We start from the raw sequence: 24,001 nt of genomic DNA on the forward strand, positions 1-24,001 counted from the left end.
CCTTCCGCTCCCGCCATCAGCCCCGATCGGTCAGGGCATCCAGCCAGGACTGCACATCGTCCAGAGCCGTATGCCGGGTGAGATCGGTATGCAGCGGCGTAATCGAGACGTACCCTGCCTCGATGGCAGCAAAATCGGTGTCGTTACCATCGTCGGCACTGAGCCCGGCCGGAGCGATCCAGTAACGCGTGCGTCCACGAGGGTCCTCGATCGGCAATGGCTCTCGTCCCGGACCACGATGCCCCTGCCGGGTCACCCGGAAACCACGCAGTTCCTGCCATGGCACATCGGGCACATTGACGTTGAGCAGACTGCGCGGCGGCAGCGCCAGGCGCTCCACGGCACCGACCAGTGAAGCCGCTACCCGACCCGCCGTTTCGAAGTACTGATGGCCACACAGCGAGACGGCTATGGCCGAAAGGCCCAGCGAACGCCCCTCCATGGCGGCGGCGACCGTGCCGGAATAGAGCACGTCATCCCCGAGGTTGCCCCCGTGATTGATGCCCGACACCACCAGATCGACACCTTCATCGAAAATTCGGCTGACCCCCAGATAGACGCAGTCCGCCGGCGTCCCGTCGACGCTATAGAAACCGCTTTCCAGAGGCGTCAGCATCAGCGGTCGGGTCAGCGTCAGCGAATTGCTGGCACCACTGCGATCCCGGTCGGGGGCGATCACTCGTACTTTCGCCTGCGGCTCAAGCGCCTCGTAGAGGGCGCGCAGACCCGGCGCATGAACGCCATCATCATTGGACAGCAGCAGTTTGCGCATCGCCTTGTCTCCTCCGGTTCAGAGTCTGCATCGGTGCTCGCGGCACACCGATATCAGCTCAGAGTTGCTCATGGGTGATCAGTTCACGCAGCACGGCCGTGGCAAACCCACCCCGGGCCAGCGTGAACGATACGCTCACCCCTTCATGACCATTTACCATTGTGGCCGCTTCCGGCATCAATCGCAGCGATCGGCGTGCCGGTTTCGCGCCTGCCTGTTCGATTCCGGCACGCAACAGCGGGTGACGCTCGATCACCCGCTGTTCCAGCTCTGCAGCAACCCCACACGCAGCGGTCTCTCCGCGCCCCCAGAGCGGGCCGGTGGGGTGAATATCACCACTGGCCAGCCGCTCGGACAACTCGGCATCGGGTGACTCGGCAGTAAAGTGACTGGCACTGCCGGCCAGGTTGAATACCTCCCCTGCCAGTGGCGTCAACCAACAGTCCTGATCGATGCGTTCAGCCAGCACGGCGTTGAACAGATAACTGCGTGCGGTGGATAGCAGCAGACCCTCACGATCATCGCGCCGTCGCCAGCCACGCTCGAACAGTCGCAAGGCTCTCGAGATGTTATCACCCCCGACCCCAAAGCGCTGGGGACCGAAATAGTTGGGCACCCCCTGCGTCACCAGTTGTTGCCAGCGGTCATCCAGAGCCGATTCACTCGCCTCGGGTTCTCGCAGCTCAATCCGAAAGCGATTGGCAAGGTGCACACCGCGCTTGAGCTTGCGGGGGTGACGAGCATGATCGAGCAGCGCTACCCGGGTAGCGCCATCTTCCAGTGCCAGCAGCGCTGCCAACCGCTCCGGCGTCTCTCGCCCCGGCAGCCAGACCGACAGCCACTGACGGGTTACTGCCCCGTGATCCTTGAGGCCGCTGATACCGATATCCCGCGGCGCCACTTCCAGCCGTCGCGCCACATGGCGTACCAGCACCGGCGTACTCATGGCGCGCTTTTCCAGCCATAGCCAGAGATGCTCCCCCTCACCCTCCGGGGTGAAAGGCATGATCTCCTCGACCTGAAAATCCTCGGGCGTTACACGAAACCGGGCGTGGCCAAGCGGCGCACCATGCAGACGCGACCAGTCCGGCAAGGCAGACGCAGTCATCGCGATGGCTGTCCGGCCAGCAGCGCCACCGCCTCGGCAGCAATACCTTCGCCGCGTCCGGTAAAGCCCAGTCGCTCACTGGTCGTTGCCTTGACGCTGACCCGATCAACACCGATACCCAGGTCTTCGGCAATGCAATAGCGCATGGCCTCGATATGGCGCGCCATCTTCGGCGCCTGGGCGATCAGGGTGGCATCGACATTGCCGACGACGTAGCCGGCTTCATGCACCAGCGTCATCACATGACGCAGCAGAACGCGGCTGTTGGCCCCGGCCCACTCATCACTGTTATCGGGAAAGTGGTGACCGATATCTCCCAGCGCGCAGGCCCCCAGCAGGGCATCACTGATGGCATGCAGCAGAACATCGCCGTCACTGTGCGCGACGAACCCCTGTTCGAACGGGATGCTGACGCCTCCGATGACAAGATGATCGCCCGGACCGAAACGATGGACATCGAAGCCGTGTCCGATGCGCAACGATGGCATCATGGCCTGCTCGTTCATGTAGGTTCTCGCTGTGACTCGAGGATCATGGCGGCAAAGCGCAGATCCTCGGGATGAGTGATCTTGATATTATCGCTGCGTCCGGTCACCAGTAACGGTGCCAATCCCAGCGCTTCGATCGCGGACGCTTCGTCGGTAACGGCGACCCCGCCATCACGAGCGTGTTCAAGTGCCCGGCGAAGCACACCGAATCGGAAGCCCTGTGGCGTCATGGCTCGCCACAAGCCATCCCGGGAAGGCGTCGTTGCCACCCGTTGTCCATCATCCTGACGTTTAAGCGTATCGGTCACCGGCGAGGCCAGCAGGCCCCCTACCCGATCGCGTCGCAGGGCCGCCAGCAGATGCTTCAGATCACTGGCCGTGACACAGGGGCGAGCCACGTCGTGCACCAGCACCCAATCTTCCTCATCGGCCTGACCGGCCATGGCATGCAACGCTGCCAGCACTGACTGCCAGCGGGCCTCGCCGCCATCAACCCGTTGCCAGTGGCTAAAAGGCACCATCGTGTCTTCAAACCACTCATCATCGGGATCGAGACACAGCATAAGGGTCGCCTCGGGCCAGACGCTGTGCAGTCTTGAGAGCGTCTGGGTCATGACGCTTCGCTCGCCCAGAGGCAGGTACTGCTTGGGACGATCGGACCCCATCCGGGTGCCACGACCGGCCGCTGGCACAATCAGCCAGGGAGCGGCATCTGCTCTCATTGCGGTATCTCCGGAGTGGCCTGCACCGTGGCACCGGGCACCCAGATGAACTGCTCGTCCTGGCGGACCATGCCGAGATCGTTGCGGGCCCGCTCCTCGATGGCATCCAGCCCGTTCTTGAGATCGACCACTTCAGCCGCCAGCCGATCGTTGCGTTCGTCGAGCTCCTGATTATCGGCCGCCAGCAGATCAGCCCGTGCCTCTACTCGCTGCAGTTCCAGCAGACCGCCATCGCCCATCCAGAGGTGGTATTGAAGCAGCGCCAGCAGTGCCACCAGCACCAGCGAAATCCATTTGAACATCAAGGGTCAGCCGTATGCGGGCGCCCGGTGCACGGGCGCTCATTGAATCGATCCATCAGGAGCGCGATTATGCCATCATCAGCGCACTTGCACAGGGGCCGGGCATGGCTCAATCGGGACGTGCAGGCGCCTGCCAGCGCTCGAAGCTGCCCACATGGAGAGAAAAGCGTTCGGCGCCAGGGGGCAGTTCACGGCGTCGATCATCGAAAAAGTGCCTGAGGGTGCGTTCGATGGTGGGAAAGGCCAGCGACTCCCAGGGGATGGCCGACTCTTCGAACAGCCGGACTTCCCGGCTTTCCGGACCTGCGGAGAAATCGCCTGCCAAACGTCCGATAAAGATCATGTAGACCTGATGGATGTGTGGTAGATCAATCAGCGTGTAGAGCGACAGCTCGGTCAGCTCGGCACCGGCTTCTTCCCGGGTTTCACGCCTTGCCGCCTGTTCGGTGGTCTCACCGTTCTCCATGAACCCTGCGGGCAGCGTCCAGTACCCATCACGGGGGGAAATGGCACGACGACACAGCAGTACCCGATCATCGATCAAAGGCAGTGTGCCGGCAACGATACGGGGATTCTGATAGTGAATCGTACCGCAGCGATCACAGAGATAGCGCAGTCGGTCGTCTCCCGCCGGAATGGCCAGGCGAACCGGGGCGCCGCAGTGGCTACAGAAATTCATGGCGTTCCAGACAATAATGGCGCCTGACACGACCGTATAGGCCGCCGGGCACGCGCGGGACGGGTTAACGGACAGGATGGAGAGTCATGTTAGAGAAAGCGCGAACCCGGCTGCAAGCCTGGACACCTCGGACCCTGGGCGATGAACGTGCCCATGCCGCGGTCCTGATCCCGCTGATCGATGCCACATCGCCGAGGCTGCTGCTGACACGGCGCGCCGGGCATCTCAGTCAGCATGCCGGACAGGTCGCTTTTCCCGGTGGCAAACGCGATGCCACGGACCCCGATCTTGTCAGTTGCGCCCTGCGGGAAGCCAGCGAAGAGATCGGCCTGCCTCCCGCGCAGGTGGATATCGTCGGCCGGCTCAGCGACCGGCGATCGCGCCATGGGCTGATCGTCACCCCGTTTGTCGGCATTATCCCGGAGGGCCTCGAGTTTCATCCCAGTGCCGATGAGATCGCCGCCATTTTCGAAGTGCCCCTGACCACCCTGATCACCGACCCGCGCCAGCATACCGATGTCATCGATGATGCCCGTGGCCGGCTGTTTGTACCCAGCTACACTTTTGGCGAGCATATCCTGTGGGGGCTTTCGGCGATGATGGTCGTCGAGCTGCTGGCGGTGGCCTTCGACGTCGATATCAGTCTCGATCAGGCGCATCCACACGCCCCACTTCGTTATCCCGTCAATGGAAGGCAGTCGCCATGACCTCACCGGTGCACCCCGTAGCGGCCGCCTGGCCGGCGCTGGATACCCAACGCATGGAGGCCCTGATCGATGATCTGGTTGAACATGGCTGGGCGGTCGCCGAAGACTTTCTCGACCATGATCTGACCCACGCACTCAGTCATGAACTTCAAGCGCTCGAAGACAACGGCGCACTGGCCGAGGCCGGTATCGGCCGTGGCCGCGAATATCAGCACCGCCCCGACATCCGCGGTGATTCGATCCGCTGGCTGACCCCGGATCATCCGGCCCAGCGCCACTATCTGATGTCCATGGCAGCCCTGCGTGATGCCATCAATCGGTCGCTGTTCCTTGGCCTGTTCGAATTCGAGGCACACTTTGCACGCTATCCCATCGGAGCTTTCTATCAACGCCATGTCGACAGCTTCCGCGGCCGGGCCAACCGCATCATCTCCAGTGTCAGCTATCTCAATGCCGACTGGCCGGATGATGGCGGCGGCGAAATGGTGGTCTATGCTCCCGAAGACGAGACGCGTGAACTGGGGCGTGTAGTGCCACGCGCCGGCACCTTTGTCTGCTTTCTCTCGGAAGAAATGCCGCACGAAGTGCTCCCGGCCCGCTTGCCTCGCGCCAGCATCGCAGGCTGGTTCCGTCGCAACAGCTCGCTGGGTAATCTGATCGACCCGGCCCTTTGACAGGCTGACCAAGGTCGGATTGTCCCGCCGCAACCGGCCGGGCAGGCTTGCGAGCGAACCGGAACTGCGGTTTGACGCGTCACCCCATGCCACCCTGTCACATGGAGCCCTCATGGCCGCCTGCCATCCCTTTATTGCCACTACCGAAGAGAGCTGGCTGAATCGCCCCGCTCATCGCCGCTGGCTGATCGACCAGGGAGAGTCACTGATCGCCTTCGGTAAGGCGTCGCGTCGTCCCGAGGGCGGTTTCGCCACACTCGATGAATGGGGCCACCCCATTCCGGCCCAGCGCCCGCAGACCCTGATTGCCGCACGCATGACTCATACCTTTGCGCTGGCCGCCCTGCAGGGTATCCCCGGCGCCGGCGCGCTGGTCGATCACGGCATCAGTGCCCTCACCAGCCTGTTTCACGATGACCGTCATGGCGGCTGGTTTGCCGAAATGCCCGATGATGAGGACGCTTCGGGCATCGACACCACCAAACAGGCCTATCTGCACGCGTTCGTGGCCCTTGCCGCTGCATCCGCCACGGCAGCAGGTCGACCCGGCGCCCGGGTGCTGCTCGATCGCGCCGTCGAGGTCATCGAACGGCACTTCTGGTCGGATGAGGAAGGCCGCATGCGCGAAAGCTTCTCGCGTGACTGGCAGCAGGGCGAGGCCTACCGTGGCGCCAACAGCAACATGCATTCGGTAGAAGCCTTTCTGGCACTTGCAGACGTGCTGGAAGCACCGGTATGGCGTCAGCGAGCGCTATCGATTGCCGGTTATCTGATTCACGAGCATGCTGTGCAGGCCGGCTATCTGGTGGTCGAACACTTCGATGAACAGTGGCAGGAGTGGCGTGATTACAATCGCGACCAGCCAGGCGATCAGTTTCGTCCCTATGGCCTGACACCGGGCCATGCCCTGGAGTGGTCACGACTGCTGGTCAATCTCGAGGCCGGCTTGTTGCGTCATGGCGAACAGGCACCCGACTGGCTGCTTCACGATGCCATCGGGCTGTTTGATGCCGCTGTCACCACGGGCTGGGCGGCCGATGGCGCGCCGGGCTTCGTGTACACCGTCGACTGGCAGCAGCAGCCGGTGGTACGGGCCCGCATGCACTGGGTTATCGGTGAAGGTGTGGCGGCAGCGGCGGCGCTGCTGGCACGGACCGGTCAGGTCCGCTTCGAGCACTGCTACCGCCAGTGGTGGGATTATATCGATCTCTACCTGATCGATCGCGAGCGAGGCAGCTGGCATCACGAGCTCGATGAGCACAATCAGCCATCAGCCAGTGTGTGGTCAGGCAAGCCCGACATTTATCATGCCTACCAGGCCACCCTCTTCCCTCGCCTGCCGCTGGCCCCAACAGCCGCAACACTGCTGGCCGAGCGTCCTGAACTGGCCGGCTAGCCTCGCCGGTGAGCGGCACCCGATCAAGCCCTCAGGGTTTGCATCGGGTGCCGTTCGTCTCAGACCGTGGTGTTAGAGTGTCTTTTCGCCATGACGGTCTCATCCTCGTCGCTAACACGCTCGGAAGCTCCCTCTTCTTCATCCCGCAGGCGGGCTTCCTCGGCACCATTGACCAATGCCTCGGTCACTTCCAGCTCGGCGCCCACCACCGATTGCATCGGCGTGGCCACGAAAGGTGCCACCGGCTGGGGGGCAGGCCGCACACTGCGCCGCCAGGCAAAGAACAGCGCCAGCGCCAATGCTGCCATGGCAAAACCGTAGAACAGCCCACCTTCTCCCAGCATGTTCATGACCGAGGTCAGTACCGGGGCACTGAGTGTGCAGCCAACCGCATTGATCAGCAAAAGCCCCTGACTCATGCCGACCAGTGCTCCGGCGGGTGCCCGATCGGCTGCGTGTCCGACAGCAACGGGATAGAACGAAAAGGCCCCGCCGCCGAACAGGAACAGGGCTCCGGCCAGCCACCAGAAATGACTGACCGCCAGCGGTAATAACAACGCCAGCACAACCAGGGCACCACCGAGTACGATCAGTACGATCTGCCGATCATGACGATCGGACCAGCGGCCAATGGGATACTGCAGCGCCATGCCACCTACGATCATGACCGCCATCAACTGGCCGATCTGCTCTACCATGTAATTCTGTTGCTGCAGATAAAGCGGGAGCAGTGAATAGAGCGCCGCCACGATCACGCCCGAGCCGAAGGCGCCGGTCACACCGGTTGGGGTAATGCGTGCCAGCTTCAGCGGTGAAATCGGTTCGGCCTGTTCAAGCAATGGGCTGACCCGCGGAATAATGGCCAGTGGCAGAATCGACAGGGTTGCCAGCATACCGATCAGCACATAAGGCGTGCTTACCGGTGCGCTTTCAAACATCCCGAGCAGCAGCTGGCCCAGCGCCAGGGCCCCGTAAAGCGCGATCATGTAAAAGGCCAGCACCCGCCCGCGGACACTGCGATCGCCGCTGGTCAAAAGCCAGCTTTCGATAACGAGATAGACCCCTACCGTCGCCCAGCCGCCCACCAGTCGCAGTGCAAACCAGGCCCAGGGCTGCAGCCACAACGACTGGGCCAGTGCCGAGACCGCGACCAGCGAGGCAAAACAGGCATAGGCGCGAATATGGCCGATACGCAGCAGCAAGCGATCATTGAGCAGTGCGCCGATGGCCAGACCGATATAGTACGCCGCCGACACCCAACCGATGGTATTGATCGATACCCCGGCCATGTTCAGGCGCAGGGTTACCAGGGTGGACAGGAAACCATTGCCCAGGGCAAGAATGAACAGGCCCAAAAGGGGGGCCAGAACCAGTGCCAGCAGCTGACGTGCCATGATGACCTCAAACCGGTATTAGCGCACTGGAATGGCGCAAATACTCGCCTGATGCGCGGTGAAGCGGCGGCAATATACGCCTGCGCCAAACAAAAAGCATCTGTTATTACGAGCACTCGAAGGCTTTTTCGTCAATGCCTGAAATGCCCGTCCGGCGGGGGCTGGCGCCTGGCATGAACCGAGGTGCTCCAGCTCTGAATGCTGCCCTTCATGATCGCCCCATGGCACGGCCCTGCGGCTTCGGTATACTCGGGCGCTGCCTGACCAACCACGATGTGCTCATGACCCTGATCGAACGACTTCAGTCTCGTACCATTACTGCCTTGTGGCGGCTGATGGGAAGCTGCTCGACCCGCACCCTGTGGCGTATCGCCGGTATCCTGGCCCCACTCTATACGTTGCTGGCCAGACGTGAACGGCGTGTGACCCGGATCAACCTGCGCCGGGCCTGGCCCGAGCTGACCGACACCGAGCTCCGGCCTCTGGCCCGCCAGAGCCTGCGCCACAGTGTCGCCATGATCCTTGAACTGGGGTTTGCCTGGTACGCCGAGCCCCAGCGTGTCTCGAATGCCATTCATCGGGTCCATGGCCGTGAACTGCTGGATGAGGCCCGCGCCGAAGGACGCGGCGTTATCGTGTTGGGGCCTCACTTCGGTAACTGGGAGCTGCTGAATTTCTGGCTGTCAGGCCACTTCCCCATCACGGCGATGTACGAGCCTCCCAAGATGGCAGCACTCGGCCCACTGATTCGCCAGGGGCGAGAGCGTAATGGCGCCACTCTGGTGCCCACCACCTCACGCGGCGTCGCGTCACTGTTGCGCGCACTGCGCCGTAGCGAGGTCGTCGGCATTCTGCCCGACCAGGTACCCGACTGGGGCAGCGGCGTCTTTGCCGATTTCTTCGGTCACCCCGCCTATACCGGCACCCTGCTACCGGGGCTGGTAGCCCGCACCCAGGCTCGGGTCGTAACCGGCTTTACCCGTCGACTGCCAAACGGTGAAGGGTTCGACCTGCATTTTCTGGCCGCCGACGAACGCGTCTACGACCCTGATGAAGCGGTATCTGCCGCCGGCGTCAACGCCTGCGTGGAAGCCGCCATTGCGCTTGATCCGGCGCAGTATCAGTGGGAGTACAAGCGCTGGCGCAAGACCCCCGGCGAAGAGACCGATGAACCCGGCTGGCGCGAGCGCAAGCTGTACAATCGGCGCCATCGCTGACAGCGCTCGGTACCAGCCAAACGCTCAATCGCGAAAATTATTGAACTGCAGCGGCAGATCAGGCCCCTCTTCGCCCTTGAGCAGGGCGATTGCCTGTTGCAGATCATCCCGCTTCTTGCCGGTCACGCGGACCTTGTCGCCCTGAATGGCCGCCTGTACCTTGAGTTTCGAGACCTTGAGCTGGGCAACGATACGCTTGCAGTCGCTCTGCTCGAGGCCCTGTTTGAGCACTACCTGCTGACGGGCCCGCACGCCGGTAAGTACCGGCTCCTGAATATCCATGCAGCGTGCATCAATGCCCCGGGCAATCAGCTTCGCACGCAGTACATCCAGCATCTGTCGCAGCTGAAAATCGGCATCGGCCTCGAGCGAGACGGTCTCCCCCTCGAGTTCGAAGCTCGCCTTGACGCCGCGAAAGTCAAAGCGGGTCTGAAGCTCACGATTGGCCTGATCGACCGCATTGGTCGCCTCGTGGCTGTCAAATTCGGAAACGATATCGAAGGAGGGCATGGCAGTTACCGGTTGTTGGCGAAAAGAGGGCGATTATAGTGGCTTTCGAACGCGACGGAATCACTGATCAACGCATCGGCTGCTTGCAGCATCGGCTGCTCGCCCACATGTATGCATCATTGAGAACCCATACTTCGGGAGGCCCCATGCCCGAGACCTTCGAACACAACAGCGCCCAATCCCACGGTGATACGCCCGAGCAGGCCCATCAGCGGGTCATGGCACGCATTGTCTATCTGCTTTATCTGATCAGTCTGGTAGCGCTGATTACTGGCGTCATCGGTGCGGCCATGGCGTGGTGGTATCGTCGTCAGTGTCGCGAACAGTGGCTGGATGACCATTACCGCTTTCAGATCCGTACGTTCTGGATTGGCGCGCTCTACACCCTGGCGTCGGTAGTCATCAGTCTGATTCCGCCCTTCAACCTGCTCGCGGGTCTGGCACTGTTTCTGTGGTTTGCCGTACGCGCCATCCGAGGCTGGATCAGCCTGGAGCGACGCCGCTCGCCGGAGGCCATCGATAGCTGGCTGTGGTAACCCCCCCCCTGCCTCGACCGAGGTCGAATCGACTTCCCCCTTTCAGCGACTAGACTGAGCGATCGGCCGGATGCTTTCCTTCCGCCGGCCTTTTACTGCCCCGATCAAACGGCGTGAGCCGTGTGATCGGTCATCACGATAACGCCTTGCCGGAATTCGGAATGTCGATGCGCCCACTGCTTCTCTCCCCACTTCGCGGCTTCGGCCGTGCCCTGCTGTTATCCTGCCTTGCACTCATGACAGTGGTGAGCACTGCTCATGCCGCGCCCGACGGCAAGCTCGAATGTATCGCGCCGGCCAAACCCGGTGGCGGGTGGGATTTCACCTGCCGTAGCGTCGCCCGCACCCTGGAGCAGACCCAACTGATTGATGGCGCCATGCAGACCATCAACATCCCCGGAGCCAGTGGCGGGGTCGCCTTCAGCCATGTCCGCGCCAAGCGTCAGGGTGACAGCCATGTGCTGATTGCCGCTTCAACGGCCACCACGACCCGGTTGGCCCAGCGTCGCTACAACGGTGGCAGTGCCGATCAGGTCCGCTGGGTCGCCAGTCTGGGCGCCGATTACGGGGTAATCGCCGTGCCTGCGGACTCCCCCTGGCACTCGCTCGGTGATCTGTTCGACGCCATGAAAGAGAATCCGGCCTCGGTCAGCTTTGCCGGCGGAGATGTGGCCGGCGGCTTCGATCATCTCAAGGTATTGATGGCCGCCCGCAAGGCGGGTATTCAAAAGCTTCGCCAGATCAAATATCTGGCCTTCGACTCGGGTTCGGTAGCGCTGACTCAGCTGATCGGTCATCACGTTGACGCCTTTACCGGCGATCTCAGTGAGACCCGCGGCTTTCTGGACAGTGGTGACATCCGGCTGCTGGCCATTTTCTCCGAAGACCGCCTGCCCGGCGAGTTCCACGATATTCCCACCGCTCGGGAGCAGGGTATTGATGTCGTAGCACCCAACTGGCGCGGCTTCTATCTGCCCGGTGGCGTTTCCGACAGTGATTATCAGGCGTGGGTCACGACCCTGGATCAGCTTTACGATACCCCGGCCTGGCAGAAGGTGATGGAAAATAACGGCCTGCAGCCCTTCCACAAGTCGGGGCCGGCGTTGACCGACTTTGTTCATCAGCAGATCAGTGATATCCGCTCGCTCTCCGATGAACTGGGGCTGGTGCGCTAACCCCTGCCTGACAGGATCGGCCATCTTCAGGCACTGCCGGGCCCGGGACGTCTATAGTGACGAGGGCATATCCTGATGGGAGCTGCTCATGACCTCGGACATGACGACCGGCTATAGCCGTGATGATGCCGATCCCACTCTGGCGCGAGTGGTTTACATCCTCTATCTGATCAGCCTCGCGGTAGGTATCACGGCAGTGGCCGGACTGCTTATCGCGTGGTTCTGCCGTCGCGACGCCCCGCCCTGGCTCTACGCACACTATCGCTTCCAGATCCGCACCTTCTGGATCGGGCTTTTATGGTTCACGCTGGCGACCCTGTTGCTGGTCGTCGGTGTCGGCTTTCTGCTTTACGGCCTGGTCTATGCGTGGATCATCGTGCGCTGCATTCGCGGCTGGCGAGAGCTGGAACGTCGTAGTGCGCCCCAGCCTCTGCTGAATTGGTGGTGGTAGATTGGCTGTATCCGAAGAAACACCGCTGCTTGCCTGTCGCGGCCTGACCAAATCCTTTGCCACGCCGCAGGGGTCGCTGACCGTGCTCGACGGAATCAACCTCGAGCTGGATCATGGCGACAGTCTGGCGTTGATGGGCGAATCGGGCAGCGGCAAGTCCACCCTGATGCATCTGATTGCCGGACTCGATGATTTCGACAGCGGCAGCCTGCGGTTCAACGGTCGCGAACTCGGCCAGCTTTCCGAAACCGCTCAGGCGCGATTGCGACGGGAACGGATCGGTCTGATCTTCCAGCAGTTTCATCTGGTCCCGAGTCTCGACGTCCGGGCCAATCTCGCCCTGCAGGCTCGGCTCGCCGGTCGGTTCGATGACGCCTGGTGTGATCATCTGCTGGAGCGGCTGGGGCTGACCGAGCTGACCGGACGCTACCCCGAGCAGCTCTCCGGTGGGCAGCAGCAGCGACTGGCGATCGGGCGGGCGCTGGCGGTTCGGCCCGACCTGCTGCTGGCCGACGAGCCGACCGGCAACCTGGATGAGCGCGCCGCTGAAACCGTACTCGAACTGCTGATGGCGCTGGCCGATGAGCATGGTTGCGCGTTGATGATGATTACCCATAGCCCGGCCGTGGCTGCTCCTCTGAGGCGTCGCTACAGGCTCACCCACGGTCGGCTGGCCGAGGAGACATGACGGCCCGCTTCCCCCTTTGCCGTACGCTGCTGGCGCACTACCGTCGCCACCCCGGTCAGCTGGCCATGACGCTACTGGGCATCATTCTGGCCGGAGCGCTCTATAGCGGTGTACAGACCATCAACACGCAGGCACGTGACAGTTTTGCCCGCGCCGAGTCGATGCTGGGCGGTCAGCAGGTGGATCGACTGCAACCTGCCACGGGTCAACAGCTTGATCAGGACGATTTCGTGCGGCTGCGTCGCGCCGGCGTCCCCGTCTCGCCCCTGGTGCGCGGAGAGATCACGCTGGCCGATGGTCATTCATTGACCCTGCTGGGGCTCGATCTACCCACCCTGCCACCGGCCATGCAGCCCGATGCCGGGGTCGCCAACGAAACCGGAACGCTCGGTGGCAGTTTCATGCAGCCGCCCTGGCAACTGCGGCTGGCACCGGACAGCGCACAAGCGCTGGGATGGCATGAGAAAGATCGCCCACGGCTGGCCGACGGACGCCGATTACCCCCGGTAGTCATCCAGTCTCACCTGGCACCCGAAACCGCCGTTACCGATATTGCGGCAGCGGCTGCCCTGCTCGACCGGGGCCATCGCATCGATGCCCTGCTGCTGCCCCATTCAGCCGAGCTGCCACCCACTGTTGCCGGGGGCTACCAACGCATCAATGCCGAACAGGGGCTGGCACCGGGCGAACTCTCGGCCAGCTTCCGACTCAACCTGACCGCCATGGGTCTTCTATCATTGGTGGTGGGGCTGTTTATCGTGCACAGCGCCATGGGGCTGGCTCTCAGTCAGCGGCTGGAGAGCTTCGCCGTACTGAGGGCCATTGGTGTCTCGCGGCGGGCGCTGGTGACAGGCGTACTGATCGAGCTGCTGGGACTCGGCCTCATCGGTGCCGTGCTCGGCCTGGCAGGGGGCGTCGCACTGGCCGATCTGTTGATGCCGGGGGTCGCCCGTACCCTGTCGTCACTCTATGACGAACGTGTTGCCGGCGCCGTTATCCTCACCCCGCACGCCATTGCCAGTGGGCTGGGCATGACCCTGCTGGGCACTCTGACGGCCGGACTGACCACCCTGCGTCATGCGGCCGGCGTCAATGTGCTGGCGCCCGCGCACACAGCCTTCGAAGCCCGAGGGGGCATAAAACGGCGCCGGCAACTGGCCTTGCTCGGAATCATGATGATACTCGGCGCATTACTGCTGTGGTGGGCTCTGAACGGGCCCCCTGGCGACTTTCTCGCCGGCCATCGCCTGATCGCTGCCTTCATCGTGGTGGCCGGACTGCTGATCGGCAGTGCCCTGCTGCTCCCGGCCTTGCTGGATGGTGCGATAACGCTCCTCATCCGACCAGCTGCCCGGTTCGGCGCCGAACGCGCCGCGGCTCTGCAGTGGCTACTGGCAGATACCCGCACCCAGTTGCCACGTTTGAGTCTGGCACTGGCGGCCCTGTTACTGGCCCTCTCCGCCAATCTCGGGGTCAGTGGCATGGTGGGCGGTTTTCGGATGACCTTCCTCGATTGGCTCGACCAGCGCCTGGCCGCCGATCTCTATGTGCACCCACCCGCTGCGAGCGTCGTCGATATCCAGCGCTGGCTCGATAGCCAGGAAAAGTCGGCCACCGTCCAGCGCGTGCGACAGCTCGACAGCAAGGCAGGGGACCGACCGGTCGGCGTTCGTGCCCTGCCAATCGATACACTGACCCAACGGCGCTGGCCCCTTTTGGAAACCATTGCGGTACCCTGGCAACATCTTGAACAGGGCAGCCTTTTGATCAACGAACAGCTTGCCCGTCAGTTGCGCAAGGCCCCCGGCGACTCGCTGACACTGACTACCCCGAAAGGCCGCCAGCATGTACTTATCGCCGGCCTCTATGCCGACTATGGCAACCCGCGCGGTGAAGTGACACTGGCACTGGCTCAGGCCGATCAGTGGTGGCCGACAGACACAGGCACAACGTCACTGATGCTCTATGGCGTGACGGATCACCGCCAGGACATCGCCCATACGCTTCAACAGCGCTTCGGGTTGAGTGAAGAGCGCATGATCGATCAGCCGTCCCTTCGACATCGGGCGCAACAGGTCTTCGAGCGCACCTTTGCGATTACTCGCGCGCTCAATGCGCTGACCCTGGGCGTTGCTGCACTGGCACTGCTCTCCTCGCTGTTGGCGCTCGGCCGCTGGCGACGCGCTCAGCTGGCACCGCTGTGGGCCATGGGCCTCACCCGCCGCTGGCTGGCACTGGCCAGCGCAGGCCAGATATTGCTGCTCTCCCTGCTGACTGCACTGCTGGCATTACCCCTGGGGGTGGCCCTGAACCAGGCCCTGGTGGCCCTGATCAATGTAGAAGCGTTCGGCTGGCGGCTGCCGCTACATGTTTTTCCACTGCAGCTATTGGGCAGCGTCATGGTGGCTCTGCTGGTAGCAGTGCTGGGCGGCACGCTGACTGCCATTCGACTCTGGCGCATGCCCCCGCGTCAGCTGCTGGAAGAGTTTCGCTCATGATGTGCAAGCGTTGGCGTCCCGGCAATTTGCTCCCCCTGTTGCTTTGCATCCTGCTCAGTGCCTGTGGCAGTGGGCAGGATACCTCCGACGGGAAGGCGCGTGGCTTTGCCGACCTGGGCAGTGCGGCAACCGGTTATCGTCACGCCCGCCTCGGCACGACGCTGCAGTTTCCACGCGATCATGGGCCGCATCCCGGTTATCGCATCGAGTGGTGGTATCTCACTGCCAACCTGCATGATGACCACGGCAACCGTTACGGTGTGCAGTGGACACTGTTTCGCCAGGCACTGGCCCCGCCGGATAACGCGCCATCAAAAGCAAGGGATGAAGTCTGGCAGAGTGATCAGATGTGGATGGCCGATGTCGCCATCTCCTCACCGCAGGGCCACTTTGCGCTCGAACGTTTCGCGCGCGGGGGGACCGATCAGGCCGGTGTTACCGCCGAGCCGTTCAGCGGCTGGCTGGACGACTGGCAGCTGAGCGCCACCGGACAGGGTTTTACGCCGCTGCAGGTGCAGGCCGCCGGCACGACCCGTGCCGGTCATGAGCTGGGTTACCAATTGCAGCTCGACGCCCATGGGCCGCTGATACTCCAGGGCGATCACGGCTTCAGTCGCAAATCGCCCGATGGCCAGGGATCGTACTACTACAGCCAGCCGTTTCTAACGGCCAGCGGCTATCTGCGCATTGATGGGCAAAATGTGGCTGTGCAGGGCCGGGCCTGGCTTGATCGTGAGTGGAGCAGCCAGTTACTGGGCGGCGATCAGAATGGCTGGGACTGGTTCTCGCTGCATCTGGAGGATGGCAACAGGCTGATGGCCTTTCGGCTGCGCGGCCAACGGGATTTCATCTCCGGCAGCTGGATCGCCCCCGACGGCACAGTCACACCGCTGGACGGCAATCAGCTCTCGCTGAAGCCACTGAGCACGACCCGGGTGGCAGGCCGAAAGCTGCCACTGAAGTGGCGCATTACCCTGCCGGAGCGCCAGCTCAGGCTAACCGTCAAGGCCGACTATGCTGATCAGTGGATGGACACCGCTTTTCCCTACTGGGAAGGCGCGGTCGAAGTCAGCGGTGACCGCGCTGGCGAGGGCTATCTGGAAATGACCGGTTATCAATAGCCCCCTGGCACCCGGTCAGATCTCCAACCCGCCGAACCGACCGGCCTGGTAATCCTCGACCGCCTGCTGGATCTCCTCACGGGTATTCATCACGAACGGCCCGTAGGAGACCATCGGTTCATTGAGCGCTGACGCATGACCGAACAGTAACCGGGCATCGAGTTCGGCTTCGATCAGCACTTCATCACCATCGGCTTCGAGCTCGATCAGATGATGCGGGTTTACTGCCGTACCGCCCACGCTGACTTCTCCATCGACCACATAGAGAAAGACGGTCCGCTCCCGCGGCACAGGTAGTGCAATCCGTGCACCGGCACTCAGCGCAAGGGTCGACATGAAGACATCGGTCAGCGATTGGATCGGTCCGGTTTCGCCTCCGAGGGCACCGGCAATCAGGGCCAGGCGAGCACGCCCCTCATCCAGCTCGACTTTTGGAATATCATCACGTTGCAGGCCGGTATAGGCGGGCTCGACCATCTTCAATCGCGCCGGCAGATTGATCCACAACTGCAGAATCTCCAGTGCCCCACCGTCACGTTTAAAGGCCTCCGGAGACACTTCGGCGTGTACCAGCCCGCTGCCGGCTGTCATCCACTGCACACCGCCGGTCTCGATCACGCTCTGATGGTCACCGCTATCGGCATGTGCCAGCGAGCCTTCCAGAATGAAAGTGACCGTCTCGAAACCGCGGTGAGGGTGCGGACCAAACGGCAGGCCGCGATTGTTTGGCGGATAATGCTGGGGCCCGTGGTGGTTGAGAAACAGGAAGGGATCGAGTTGTTCAAGCGTTGTCCCCGGCAGTGGCCGGCGGGTGATGAGTTCGCCAATGTCGTCCCGTACCGCGGCATGCTGGCGGCGAACGGTGCGATGGGCAGACTGGGTCATGAAACACATCCGTGGCAAAAGTGAAGAGGCTCATCATGCCACGATGGCACTCTTCACCGAGAGGATAAGTGTCCGGTTGCTACCATGGCCTTATAGTTTCAGTGAAGATGTCGTACATGACTCACCCCACAGGAGCAGGAGTTTTCATGGCCCTTTCCCCCTTTCATCTTGCCATCCCGGTTCACGACCTGCCGGCTGCCCGAGCCTTTTACGGCGAAACCTTCGGTCTCAATGAGGGGCGTTCGAGTGAACAATGGGTCGATTTCGACTTTTTCGGACACCAGCTGGTCATTCATGAGCATCCGAAAACGCCCTCCCAGGAGAAGGCGCATACCAACCCGGTTGATGGCCACGATGTCCCGGTGCCGCACTTCGGCGTGGTGCTGGAGTGGGCACAGTGGGAAGCACTCGCCGAGCGGCTACGCGCATGCGATACCGAGTTCGTAATCGAGCCCTATATTCGCTTTCAGGGTGAACCCGGCGAACAGGCCACCATGTTTTTACTTGACCCCTGCGGCAACGCACTGGAATTCAAGGCCTTCAGGGACATCGATCAGCTGTTTGCCAAATGATCAGGAGCAGCCAATCTCCGCCAACTTGACTGATCAGCGCCCGGGTCACAACACTCAGGCCAGTTACCCGCCCGTTGACCGACCCGGAGCCCGCATGCCCTCGTCCGACAGTCCCCATTACACTCTTGCCGATCTCACACAGCGCCACGAGGCCATCTGGCAGACTTATATCGATCACGAGTTCGTGCGCCGCCTTGCTGATACCTCGCTGCCCGAATCCTGCTTCCGGCACTATCTGCAACAGGACTACCGCTTTCTGATCCACTTCGCCCGCGCCTGGGGTTTGGCCGTCTACAAGAGTCCCGATCTCTTCGAGCTGCGCCGTGCCTTCGAGGCCCTGAAGGCGATTGTTGATACCGAACTGGATCTGCATGTCGGCTTCTGTCGACAGTGGGGCATCAGTGAGCGGGAGTTGGCCGAACTCGAGGAGGAACGCGAGACTCTGGCCTATACCCGCTTCGTTCTCGACTGTGGCCACCGCGGGGATCTGCTCGATCTGCACGTAGCGCTGGCGCCCTGCCTGATCGGCTATGGCGAGATTGCCACCCGCCTGCTTGAGCAACCGACCACGGTGCTCGAGCACAACCCCTACAGGGAGTGGATCGAAATGTATGCCGGCGAGGATTTCCAGAGTGCCATGCGTGATGAGATCGAATGGCTCGACCGAGCATTGAGTGACGTCTCCACCGAGCGTTTCGAGCAGCTCGCCGCGATCTTTCGCGATGCCACACGACTGGAGATCGATTTCTGGCAGATGGGCCTGAATGCTGTCCGGTCATCTTGACCCACCACGCCTACGGGAACAGACTGCTCCGGCAGCAGGTAATTTCTCCTGCTGTTGCTTGACGGGGTGCCGGTGGAACCGGCTGAGATCGTTCTGCGCCAGAACCTGGCGCCACGACGGATCCCGATGAACCTGATCCGGCTAGTACCGGCGTAGGGACTCAAGGCATACCGGCTGAAGGCCTGAATGAGCGCTCGCCCCGAGGGCATTTTTCCATTCAGTGCTGCTGTCGGCACTTCCTCCCGGGGAAGGTCGTGTGCGGGACACCTCCCGCTGATCTTCACACCTTCCCGACCTACGCTGTGCGCCGGCTGACTGATGTCACGCTCTGGAGCACACCATGACTGATTCCCGCACGATAGAACCTGCACTCGGCAGGGCCCGCTTTCTCGCTGATTCAGCCCGGGTCGACAGTGCCGCCATCGCCCCACTGCCCGGCTCACGCAAGGTATATGTCGAGGGTTGGCGTCCCGATGTTCGTGTCCCGATGCGCGAAATTCGACAATCCCCGACCACGACGCACGGCGAGCACGAAGAGAATCCGCCACTGCTGGTCTATGACACCTCCGGCCCTTATACCGATCCCGATGCCAATATCGACATCCGGCGGGGGCTGCCCGATCTGCGCCGCCGCTGGATCGACGAGCGTGATGATACCGAGTTCCTCGACGGCCCAACCTCGGAATATGGCCGCCGCCGTGCCGACGATCCGCGGCTGGCCGAGCTGCGCTTCGAACTGAAACGCACGCCACGCCGTGCCAGGGCCGGTTGCAACGTGACCCAACTGCACTATGCCCGCCAGGGGATTGTCACCCCCGAGATGGCATTTATCGCCATCCGCGAAAATCAGCGACGCCAGGCACTGGGGAGTGATGAGGTCGAACGCATTCTCGGCCACCAGCACCCCGGCCAGGGCTTTGGTGCCCGACTGCCGGAGGACATCACTCCCGAATTTGTACGCCGTGAGGTCGCCGAGGGACGCGCCATCATTCCAGCCAATATCAATCACCCGGAGAGCGAACCGATGATCATCGGGCGCAATTTTCTGGTGAAGATCAACGGCAACCTGGGCAACTCGGCCGTGACGTCCTCCATCGAGGAAGAAGTCGACAAGATGACCTGGGGGATCCGCTGGGGGGCCGATACCATCATGGATCTCTCTACAGGCCGGAATATTCATGAAACCCGCGAATGGATCATTCGCAATGCACCGGTACCGATCGGCACAGTGCCGCTTTATCAGGCGCTTGAAAAAGTGGATGGCGCCGCCGAGCGGCTCAGCTGGGAGATCTTCCGCGACACACTCATCGAGCAGGCCGAACAGGGCGTGGATTATTTCACCATTCACGCTGGCGTACGCCTGCACCATGTGCCGATGACCGCCAATCGTACGACCGGCATTGTCTCACGGGGCGGCTCGATCATGGCCAAATGGTGTCTGGCACATCATGAGGAGAGCTTCCTCTATACTCACTTCGAAGAGATCTGCGAGATCATGAAGGCCTATGATGTCTCGTTCTCGCTGGGCGACGGCCTCCGCCCCGGCTCGATTGCCGATGCCAACGATGAGGCCCAGTTCGCCGAACTCGAAACACTCGGTGAGCTGACCCGGGTGGCCTGGCGCCACGACGTGCAGGTCATGATTGAAGGGCCCGGACATGTCCCCATGCACCTGATCCGGGAGAACATGGACAGGCAGCTTGAATGCTGCGATGAAGCCCCCTTCTATACTCTGGGGCCACTGACCACCGATATCGCCCCGGGGCATGATCACATTACCTCCGGCATCGGTGCCGCAATGATCGGCTGGTATGGCTGCGCCATGCTTTGCTATGTCACCCCCAAGGAACATCTGGGCCTGCCCAACAGGGATGACGTCAAAACCGGCATCATCACCTACAAGATCGCCGCCCACGCAGCAGACCTGGCCAAGGGGCACCCCGGGGCTCAGCGTCGCGACAACGCCCTCTCGAAGGCGCGCTTCGAGTTCCGCTGGGAGGATCAGTTCAATCTGGGGCTGGACCCGGATACCGCGCGGGCCTATCACGACGAAACCCTGCCGAAGGATTCAGCCAAGGTGGCGCACTTCTGCTCCATGTGCGGGCCGAAATTCTGCTCGATGAAGATCAGTCAGGAAGTGCGCGATCGCTTCGGCCAAACCAGCCAACGGGTTGAGGAGGAACGCAGGGCCGGGCTCCGGGAGCAGGCCGAGCGCTTTAACGCCGAAGGGGGACAGCTTTATCAGGAAATCTGAACCGAGTTGAGACCAAAGTTGAAGGACGCCGTGCCAGTCACGGCGCCCGTTCTCCGGCCCCGGTTCTGTACAATGCGCGCTCTCTGAACAGCTCGTTTTCCCGACCGGAGTCGCCATGAATCAACCGCAAGCCGAACACCCCAATCTCTGGCGTCGCATTCCTCTCTGGCAGAAGATCCTGGCTGGTCTGGTGCTGGGGGCTCTGGTTGGCGCCCTGATGGGCGAACAGGCCAGCATGTTCAAGCCGCTGGGCGATCTGTTCATCAGTGCGATCAAGATGCTGATTGTGCCGCTGGTCTTCTCGACCCTGATCGTCGGCATTTCCGGGATGCGCGACCCGCAAAAGATGGGCCGTATCGGTCTGCGCACCATCGCGCTCTATCTGCTGACTACCGCCTTTGCGATTGCCATTGGCCTTGGCGCCTCCCTGCTCTTCCAGCCCGGTGTCGGGTTGGATTTGAGCTTTGATCAGGGGGCGGTGGAGGCAAAGGAAGCGCCCTCACTGGTCAGCATTCTGACCGGGCTGGTACCGGGCAACCCGGTCGATGCACTGGCCAATGGCAATATCCTGCAGATCATTGTCTTCGCCATTGGACTGGGCATTTCGCTGACCCTGATCGGCGAGAAGGGTGAGCCGGTAGTGCGCGTCTTCGAGAGCTTCGCTGAAGCGATGTACAAGCTCACCGAAATCGTCATGGCGTTTGCCCCGTTCGGGGTCTTCGGGCTGATCGCCAACGTCTCAGGTCAATATGGGCTGGAAGTCCTGTTGCCGCTGGCAAAGATGATCGGTGTGGCGTATCTCGCCAGCCTCCTGCATGTGCTGATCGTCTACAGCGGACTGATCTCGCTGCTGGGGCGGCTCAATCCGCTGAAATTCCTGCGCGGTATCGTCAATGCCCTGGTGGTCGCCTACTCCTCGGCCTCTTCCTCCGGCACACTGCCGGTATCATTGCGCTGCGCGCAAAAGAATCTCGGAGTCTCGGAAGGTGTTTCGAGTTTCGTGTTGCCGGTCGGCGCGACCATCAACATGGATGGTACCGCCATCTATCAGGGCGTCGTGGCGATCTTTATTGCCCAGTTGCTGGGTGTGGACCTGTCGATGACCGATTACGGCATGATCATCGTTACCGGCACCCTGGCCTCGATCGGCACGGCGGGTGTTCCCGGCGCCGGACTGATCATGCTGTCGATCGTGATGTCCCAGGTGGGACTACCGCTGGAAGCCATTGGCGTGGTGGCCGGCGTCGATCGCATCCTCGATATGGCGCGTACCAGCGTCAACGTGGCTGGCGATCTGATGGTGACCACCCTGGTCGGCAAGAGCGAAGGCGAGCTGGACCGCCGTATCTACGATGGTGACAACACGGTCTGATTTTGCCGTCCCCTGCCAGCGATGGCGCGTGCCATCGCTGGTAGCGGTTGATAGCACCAGGTATCGCAAGTCGGCAGTCGTTCAGCCGGTAGCCGGTTCAAAGCGCTGCTGCAGGTAGCGCTTGATCTCCTCGGATTCATACATCCACTCATCTTCACCGGTCTCGTCGGCAATACGCAGACAAGGCACTTTCACCCGCCCGCCACCGGCTTCGAGCGCCTGTCGATCGCGCTCATGCTGGCGGATATCGCGCAGCTCGATCGGTAGGGCTAGTCGGTGCATCTCCTTGCGCACCCGGATGCAGAACGGACAGGTACGGTACTGATAGAGCGCCAGGGATTGGCAGGCCTGATCCACTTCGGCCTGCGCCTCGATGCCGCGTGCGACCGGCTGCGGCCGGGTGAGTCGCTCGTTGGCGATCATGACCGGCCCCAACGCCCGCCGAACGCCCCTGAAGAAAGTGCGAGCCACGATACCCATGATATTACTCCCGGTTGTCTGGTCTTCCTGCGACGGTCAGCTTCAGCAGTTGGCCACTGCCGACAAGAGCCGACTGCGTCGTTCGTCGTTCATGAAGGCTTCTTCCAGTGCGTTGCGGGCCAGCTGCCTGAAAGTCGCCTGATCCCAGCCGAAAGCGTCGTGACACGCGATAAAGTTGTTGAGCATGCCGCCACCAAAATAGGCCGGATCGTCGGAATTCAGCGTCACCTTCAGCCCCTGCTCAAGCAACCCGGGCAGTGGATGATTCTCGAGCCGCTCAACCACCTTGAGATAGACATTGGAGAGCGGGCAAACGGTCAGCGGCATCTGTTCACTTTTCAGGCGCTCAACCAGTGCCGGATCCTCGAGACAGCGCACGCCGTGGTCAATCCGGCAAACGCCGAGTGCATCCATCGCGCCACTGATATAGGTGGCCGGGCCTTCCTCACCTGCATGAGCCAGCCGGGGGATACCCAGCTCACGGGCGCGTTCGAAAACGGCAGCGAACTTCTCCGGGGGATTACCCAGCTCGGCACTATCGAGTCCGATCGCCGCCAGGCGATGATGCCAGGCACGCGTCTGTTCAAGCACCGTCATCGCCTCCTCGGCAGAGCGATCGCGCACAAAACTCATGATCAGCGCACTGGAAATGTCGTAGCGTTGCTCGGCTTCCCGCATGGCCCGTTCAAGCCCCTCGAAAGGCACACTCGGTTCAAGACCTCGCAACAGATGTGGCTGAGGATCAAAGGAGAGTTCGACATGCACCACGCCATCGGCGTGGGCACGATCGAAATAGGCCATGGCAAGTTCGAAGAAGTCCTGCTCGGTATGCAGTACCGCCATGCCCTGATAGTAGAGATCAAGAAACGATTGCAGATTGCTGAACTCGTAGGCTGCCCGCACCTCGTCGATACTCGCATAGGGCAGGGTCACGCCATTGCGTGCCGCCAGTTCGAACATCAGCTCCGGTTCCAGAGTGCCTTCAATATGCAGGTGCAGCTCTGCCTTGGGCAGCGCCTTGAGCCAGGTCTTCATCGTCGCCTCCGAGGATGATGAAAAAGTACGGGACACGACATCACCACTCGGCCAGCAAGTGATGAGACGCGCGATGGGGCGACATCTTGCCATGGCGGCAGGCATCACTCACATTTTTCGGACATCGATCTGCCATGGCACGCATGAAAAGCTGGCCCCTGAAACGAAATTGCCGTGGCAG

Annotated in this window: 25 protein-coding genes and 1 riboswitch; of the genes, 14 read left to right on the top strand and 11 right to left on the bottom strand. The window is 61.9% G+C overall.

Annotation, left to right across the window (positions count from 1 at the left end; all coding sequences use genetic code 11):
• Positions 1–16: 16 nt before the first annotated feature.
• The 6 genes from surE to FY550_RS12190 form a co-directional block, all read right to left on the bottom strand.
• Entirely contained in the window at positions 17–772 is a 756-nt protein-coding gene (gene surE, locus FY550_RS12165; protein WP_070978765.1) for a 5'/3'-nucleotidase SurE, read from the bottom strand.
• Positions 773–830: 58 nt separating this feature from the next.
• Positions 831–1,880 (bottom strand): tRNA pseudouridine(13) synthase TruD, encoded by a 1,050-nt coding sequence (gene truD / locus FY550_RS12170; protein WP_070978763.1) that lies wholly within the window; start codon positions 1,878–1,880, stop codon positions 831–833.
• Complete coding sequence (ispF, locus tag FY550_RS12175; protein WP_233350203.1) at positions 1,877–2,386, bottom strand: 2-C-methyl-D-erythritol 2,4-cyclodiphosphate synthase; 510 nt, start codon at positions 2,384–2,386, stop codon at positions 1,877–1,879. Before ispF ends, truD begins: the two co-directional genes overlap by 4 nt.
• Positions 2,383–3,090 carry a 2-C-methyl-D-erythritol 4-phosphate cytidylyltransferase gene (ispD, locus tag FY550_RS12180; RefSeq protein ID WP_070978760.1) on the bottom strand — a complete coding sequence of 236 codons (708 nt, stop codon included), beginning with the start codon at positions 3,088–3,090 and terminating at the stop codon, positions 2,383–2,385. The genes ispF and ispD overlap by 4 nt, the downstream gene beginning before the upstream one ends.
• On the bottom strand, positions 3,087–3,392 hold the full coding sequence (ftsB, locus tag FY550_RS12185) for a cell division protein FtsB (protein ID WP_070978757.1): 306 nt from the start codon (positions 3,390–3,392) through the stop codon (positions 3,087–3,089). The genes ispD and ftsB overlap by 4 nt, the downstream gene beginning before the upstream one ends.
• Positions 3,393–3,501: 109 nt before the next feature.
• On the bottom strand, positions 3,502–4,071 hold the full coding sequence (locus tag FY550_RS12190; protein WP_149054554.1) for an NUDIX hydrolase: 570 nt from the start codon (positions 4,069–4,071) through the stop codon (positions 3,502–3,504).
• 86 nt (positions 4,072–4,157) lie between these two features.
• On the opposite strand from FY550_RS12190, the gene FY550_RS12195 reads away from it, so the two are divergent.
• The 3 genes from FY550_RS12195 to FY550_RS12205 all read left to right on the top strand — a co-directional run bounded on the left by FY550_RS12195 (position 4,158) and on the right by FY550_RS12205 (position 6,848).
• Entirely contained in the window at positions 4,158–4,778 is a 621-nt protein-coding gene (locus FY550_RS12195; RefSeq protein WP_070978752.1) for a CoA pyrophosphatase, read from the top strand.
• On the top strand, positions 4,775–5,452 hold the full coding sequence (locus FY550_RS12200) for a 2OG-Fe(II) oxygenase (RefSeq protein WP_199287806.1): 678 nt from the start codon (positions 4,775–4,777) through the stop codon (positions 5,450–5,452). The genes FY550_RS12195 and FY550_RS12200 overlap by 4 nt, the downstream gene beginning before the upstream one ends.
• A 112-nt stretch (positions 5,453–5,564) precedes the next feature.
• A complete protein-coding gene (locus tag FY550_RS12205) occupies positions 5,565–6,848 on the top strand; it encodes a D-mannose isomerase (protein ID WP_070978750.1) in 1,284 nt (427 codons plus the stop codon).
• A 59-nt stretch (positions 6,849–6,907) separates the two neighbouring features.
• Here FY550_RS12205 and FY550_RS12210 read toward each other — a convergent pair whose 3' ends face one another.
• The gene (locus FY550_RS12210; RefSeq protein WP_149054555.1) at positions 6,908–8,242 is read right to left on the bottom strand and encodes an MFS transporter; all 1,335 of its coding nucleotides are present in this window, start codon (positions 8,240–8,242) and stop codon (positions 6,908–6,910) included.
• Positions 8,243–8,523: 281 nt separating this feature from the next.
• Between FY550_RS12210 and FY550_RS12215 the strand changes: the two genes are divergently transcribed.
• A complete protein-coding gene (locus tag FY550_RS12215) occupies positions 8,524–9,459 on the top strand; it encodes a lysophospholipid acyltransferase family protein (RefSeq protein WP_070978871.1) in 936 nt (311 codons plus the stop codon).
• Positions 9,460–9,483: 24 nt separating this feature from the next.
• Here FY550_RS12215 and FY550_RS12220 read toward each other — a convergent pair whose 3' ends face one another.
• Positions 9,484–9,969 (bottom strand): YajQ family cyclic di-GMP-binding protein, encoded by a 486-nt coding sequence (locus FY550_RS12220; RefSeq protein ID WP_070978747.1) that lies wholly within the window; start codon positions 9,967–9,969, stop codon positions 9,484–9,486.
• Positions 9,970–10,115: 146 nt separating this feature from the next.
• On the opposite strand from FY550_RS12220, the gene FY550_RS12225 reads away from it, so the two are divergent.
• From FY550_RS12225 to FY550_RS12250, 6 genes are all read left to right on the top strand, one after another.
• Complete coding sequence (locus FY550_RS12225; RefSeq protein ID WP_070978745.1) at positions 10,116–10,505, top strand: DUF4870 family protein; 390 nt, start codon at positions 10,116–10,118, stop codon at positions 10,503–10,505.
• Positions 10,506–10,672: 167 nt separating this feature from the next.
• Positions 10,673–11,680, top strand: a complete 1,008-nt coding sequence (locus FY550_RS12230) for a Bug family tripartite tricarboxylate transporter substrate binding protein (RefSeq protein WP_070978869.1) — start codon at positions 10,673–10,675, stop codon at positions 11,678–11,680.
• A gap of 88 nt (positions 11,681–11,768) precedes the next feature.
• The gene (locus FY550_RS12235) at positions 11,769–12,131 is read left to right on the top strand and encodes a DUF4870 family protein (RefSeq protein ID WP_070978741.1); all 363 of its coding nucleotides are present in this window, start codon (positions 11,769–11,771) and stop codon (positions 12,129–12,131) included.
• A 1-nt stretch (position 12,132) separates the two neighbouring features.
• On the top strand, positions 12,133–12,819 hold the full coding sequence (locus FY550_RS12240; RefSeq protein WP_233350204.1) for an ABC transporter ATP-binding protein: 687 nt from the start codon (positions 12,133–12,135) through the stop codon (positions 12,817–12,819).
• Positions 12,816–15,317, top strand: coding sequence for an ABC transporter permease (locus FY550_RS12245; RefSeq protein WP_070978739.1), 2,502 nt, complete (start codon positions 12,816–12,818; stop codon positions 15,315–15,317). The genes FY550_RS12240 and FY550_RS12245 overlap by 4 nt, the downstream gene beginning before the upstream one ends.
• A complete protein-coding gene (locus FY550_RS12250; RefSeq protein WP_139148702.1) occupies positions 15,314–16,438 on the top strand; it encodes a lipocalin-like domain-containing protein in 1,125 nt (374 codons plus the stop codon). The genes FY550_RS12245 and FY550_RS12250 overlap by 4 nt, the downstream gene beginning before the upstream one ends.
• 15 nt (positions 16,439–16,453) lie before the next feature.
• On the opposite strand, the gene FY550_RS12255 is transcribed toward FY550_RS12250, so the two are convergent.
• The gene (locus tag FY550_RS12255) at positions 16,454–17,332 is read right to left on the bottom strand and encodes a pirin family protein (protein ID WP_149054709.1); all 879 of its coding nucleotides are present in this window, start codon (positions 17,330–17,332) and stop codon (positions 16,454–16,456) included.
• A gap of 137 nt (positions 17,333–17,469) precedes the next feature.
• Here FY550_RS12255 and FY550_RS12260 point away from each other — a divergent pair, with 137 nt between their 5' ends.
• The 4 genes from FY550_RS12260 to FY550_RS12275 all read left to right on the top strand — a co-directional run bounded on the left by FY550_RS12260 (position 17,470) and on the right by FY550_RS12275 (position 22,305).
• Entirely contained in the window at positions 17,470–17,895 is a 426-nt protein-coding gene (locus FY550_RS12260; protein WP_070978737.1) for a VOC family protein, read from the top strand.
• A gap of 94 nt (positions 17,896–17,989) precedes the next feature.
• Positions 17,990–18,679: a thiaminase II gene (tenA, locus tag FY550_RS12265; protein ID WP_070978734.1), complete on the top strand. Its 690-nt coding sequence runs from the start codon at positions 17,990–17,992 to the stop codon at positions 18,677–18,679.
• 52 nt (positions 18,680–18,731) lie between these two features.
• Positions 18,732–18,856, top strand: a riboswitch (TPP riboswitch).
• Positions 18,857–19,019: 163 nt separating this feature from the next.
• Complete coding sequence (thiC, locus tag FY550_RS12270) at positions 19,020–20,933, top strand: phosphomethylpyrimidine synthase ThiC (RefSeq protein WP_070978732.1); 1,914 nt, start codon at positions 19,020–19,022, stop codon at positions 20,931–20,933.
• Positions 20,934–21,048: 115 nt separating this feature from the next.
• Complete coding sequence (locus FY550_RS12275; RefSeq protein ID WP_070978730.1) at positions 21,049–22,305, top strand: dicarboxylate/amino acid:cation symporter; 1,257 nt, start codon at positions 21,049–21,051, stop codon at positions 22,303–22,305.
• Positions 22,306–22,386: 81 nt separating this feature from the next.
• Here FY550_RS12275 and FY550_RS12280 read toward each other — a convergent pair whose 3' ends face one another.
• Positions 22,387–22,785: a glutaredoxin family protein gene (locus FY550_RS12280; protein ID WP_070978728.1), complete on the bottom strand. Its 399-nt coding sequence runs from the start codon at positions 22,783–22,785 to the stop codon at positions 22,387–22,389.
• A gap of 42 nt (positions 22,786–22,827) precedes the next feature.
• Positions 22,828–23,820, bottom strand: coding sequence for an adenosine deaminase (locus tag FY550_RS12285; RefSeq protein ID WP_070978724.1), 993 nt, complete (start codon positions 23,818–23,820; stop codon positions 22,828–22,830).
• Between the last annotated feature and the right edge of the window lie 181 nt (positions 23,821–24,001).

The sequence above is a fragment of the Kushneria phosphatilytica genome (assembly GCF_008247605.1).
GTDB lineage: Bacteria > Pseudomonadota > Gammaproteobacteria > Pseudomonadales > Halomonadaceae > Kushneria > Kushneria phosphatilytica.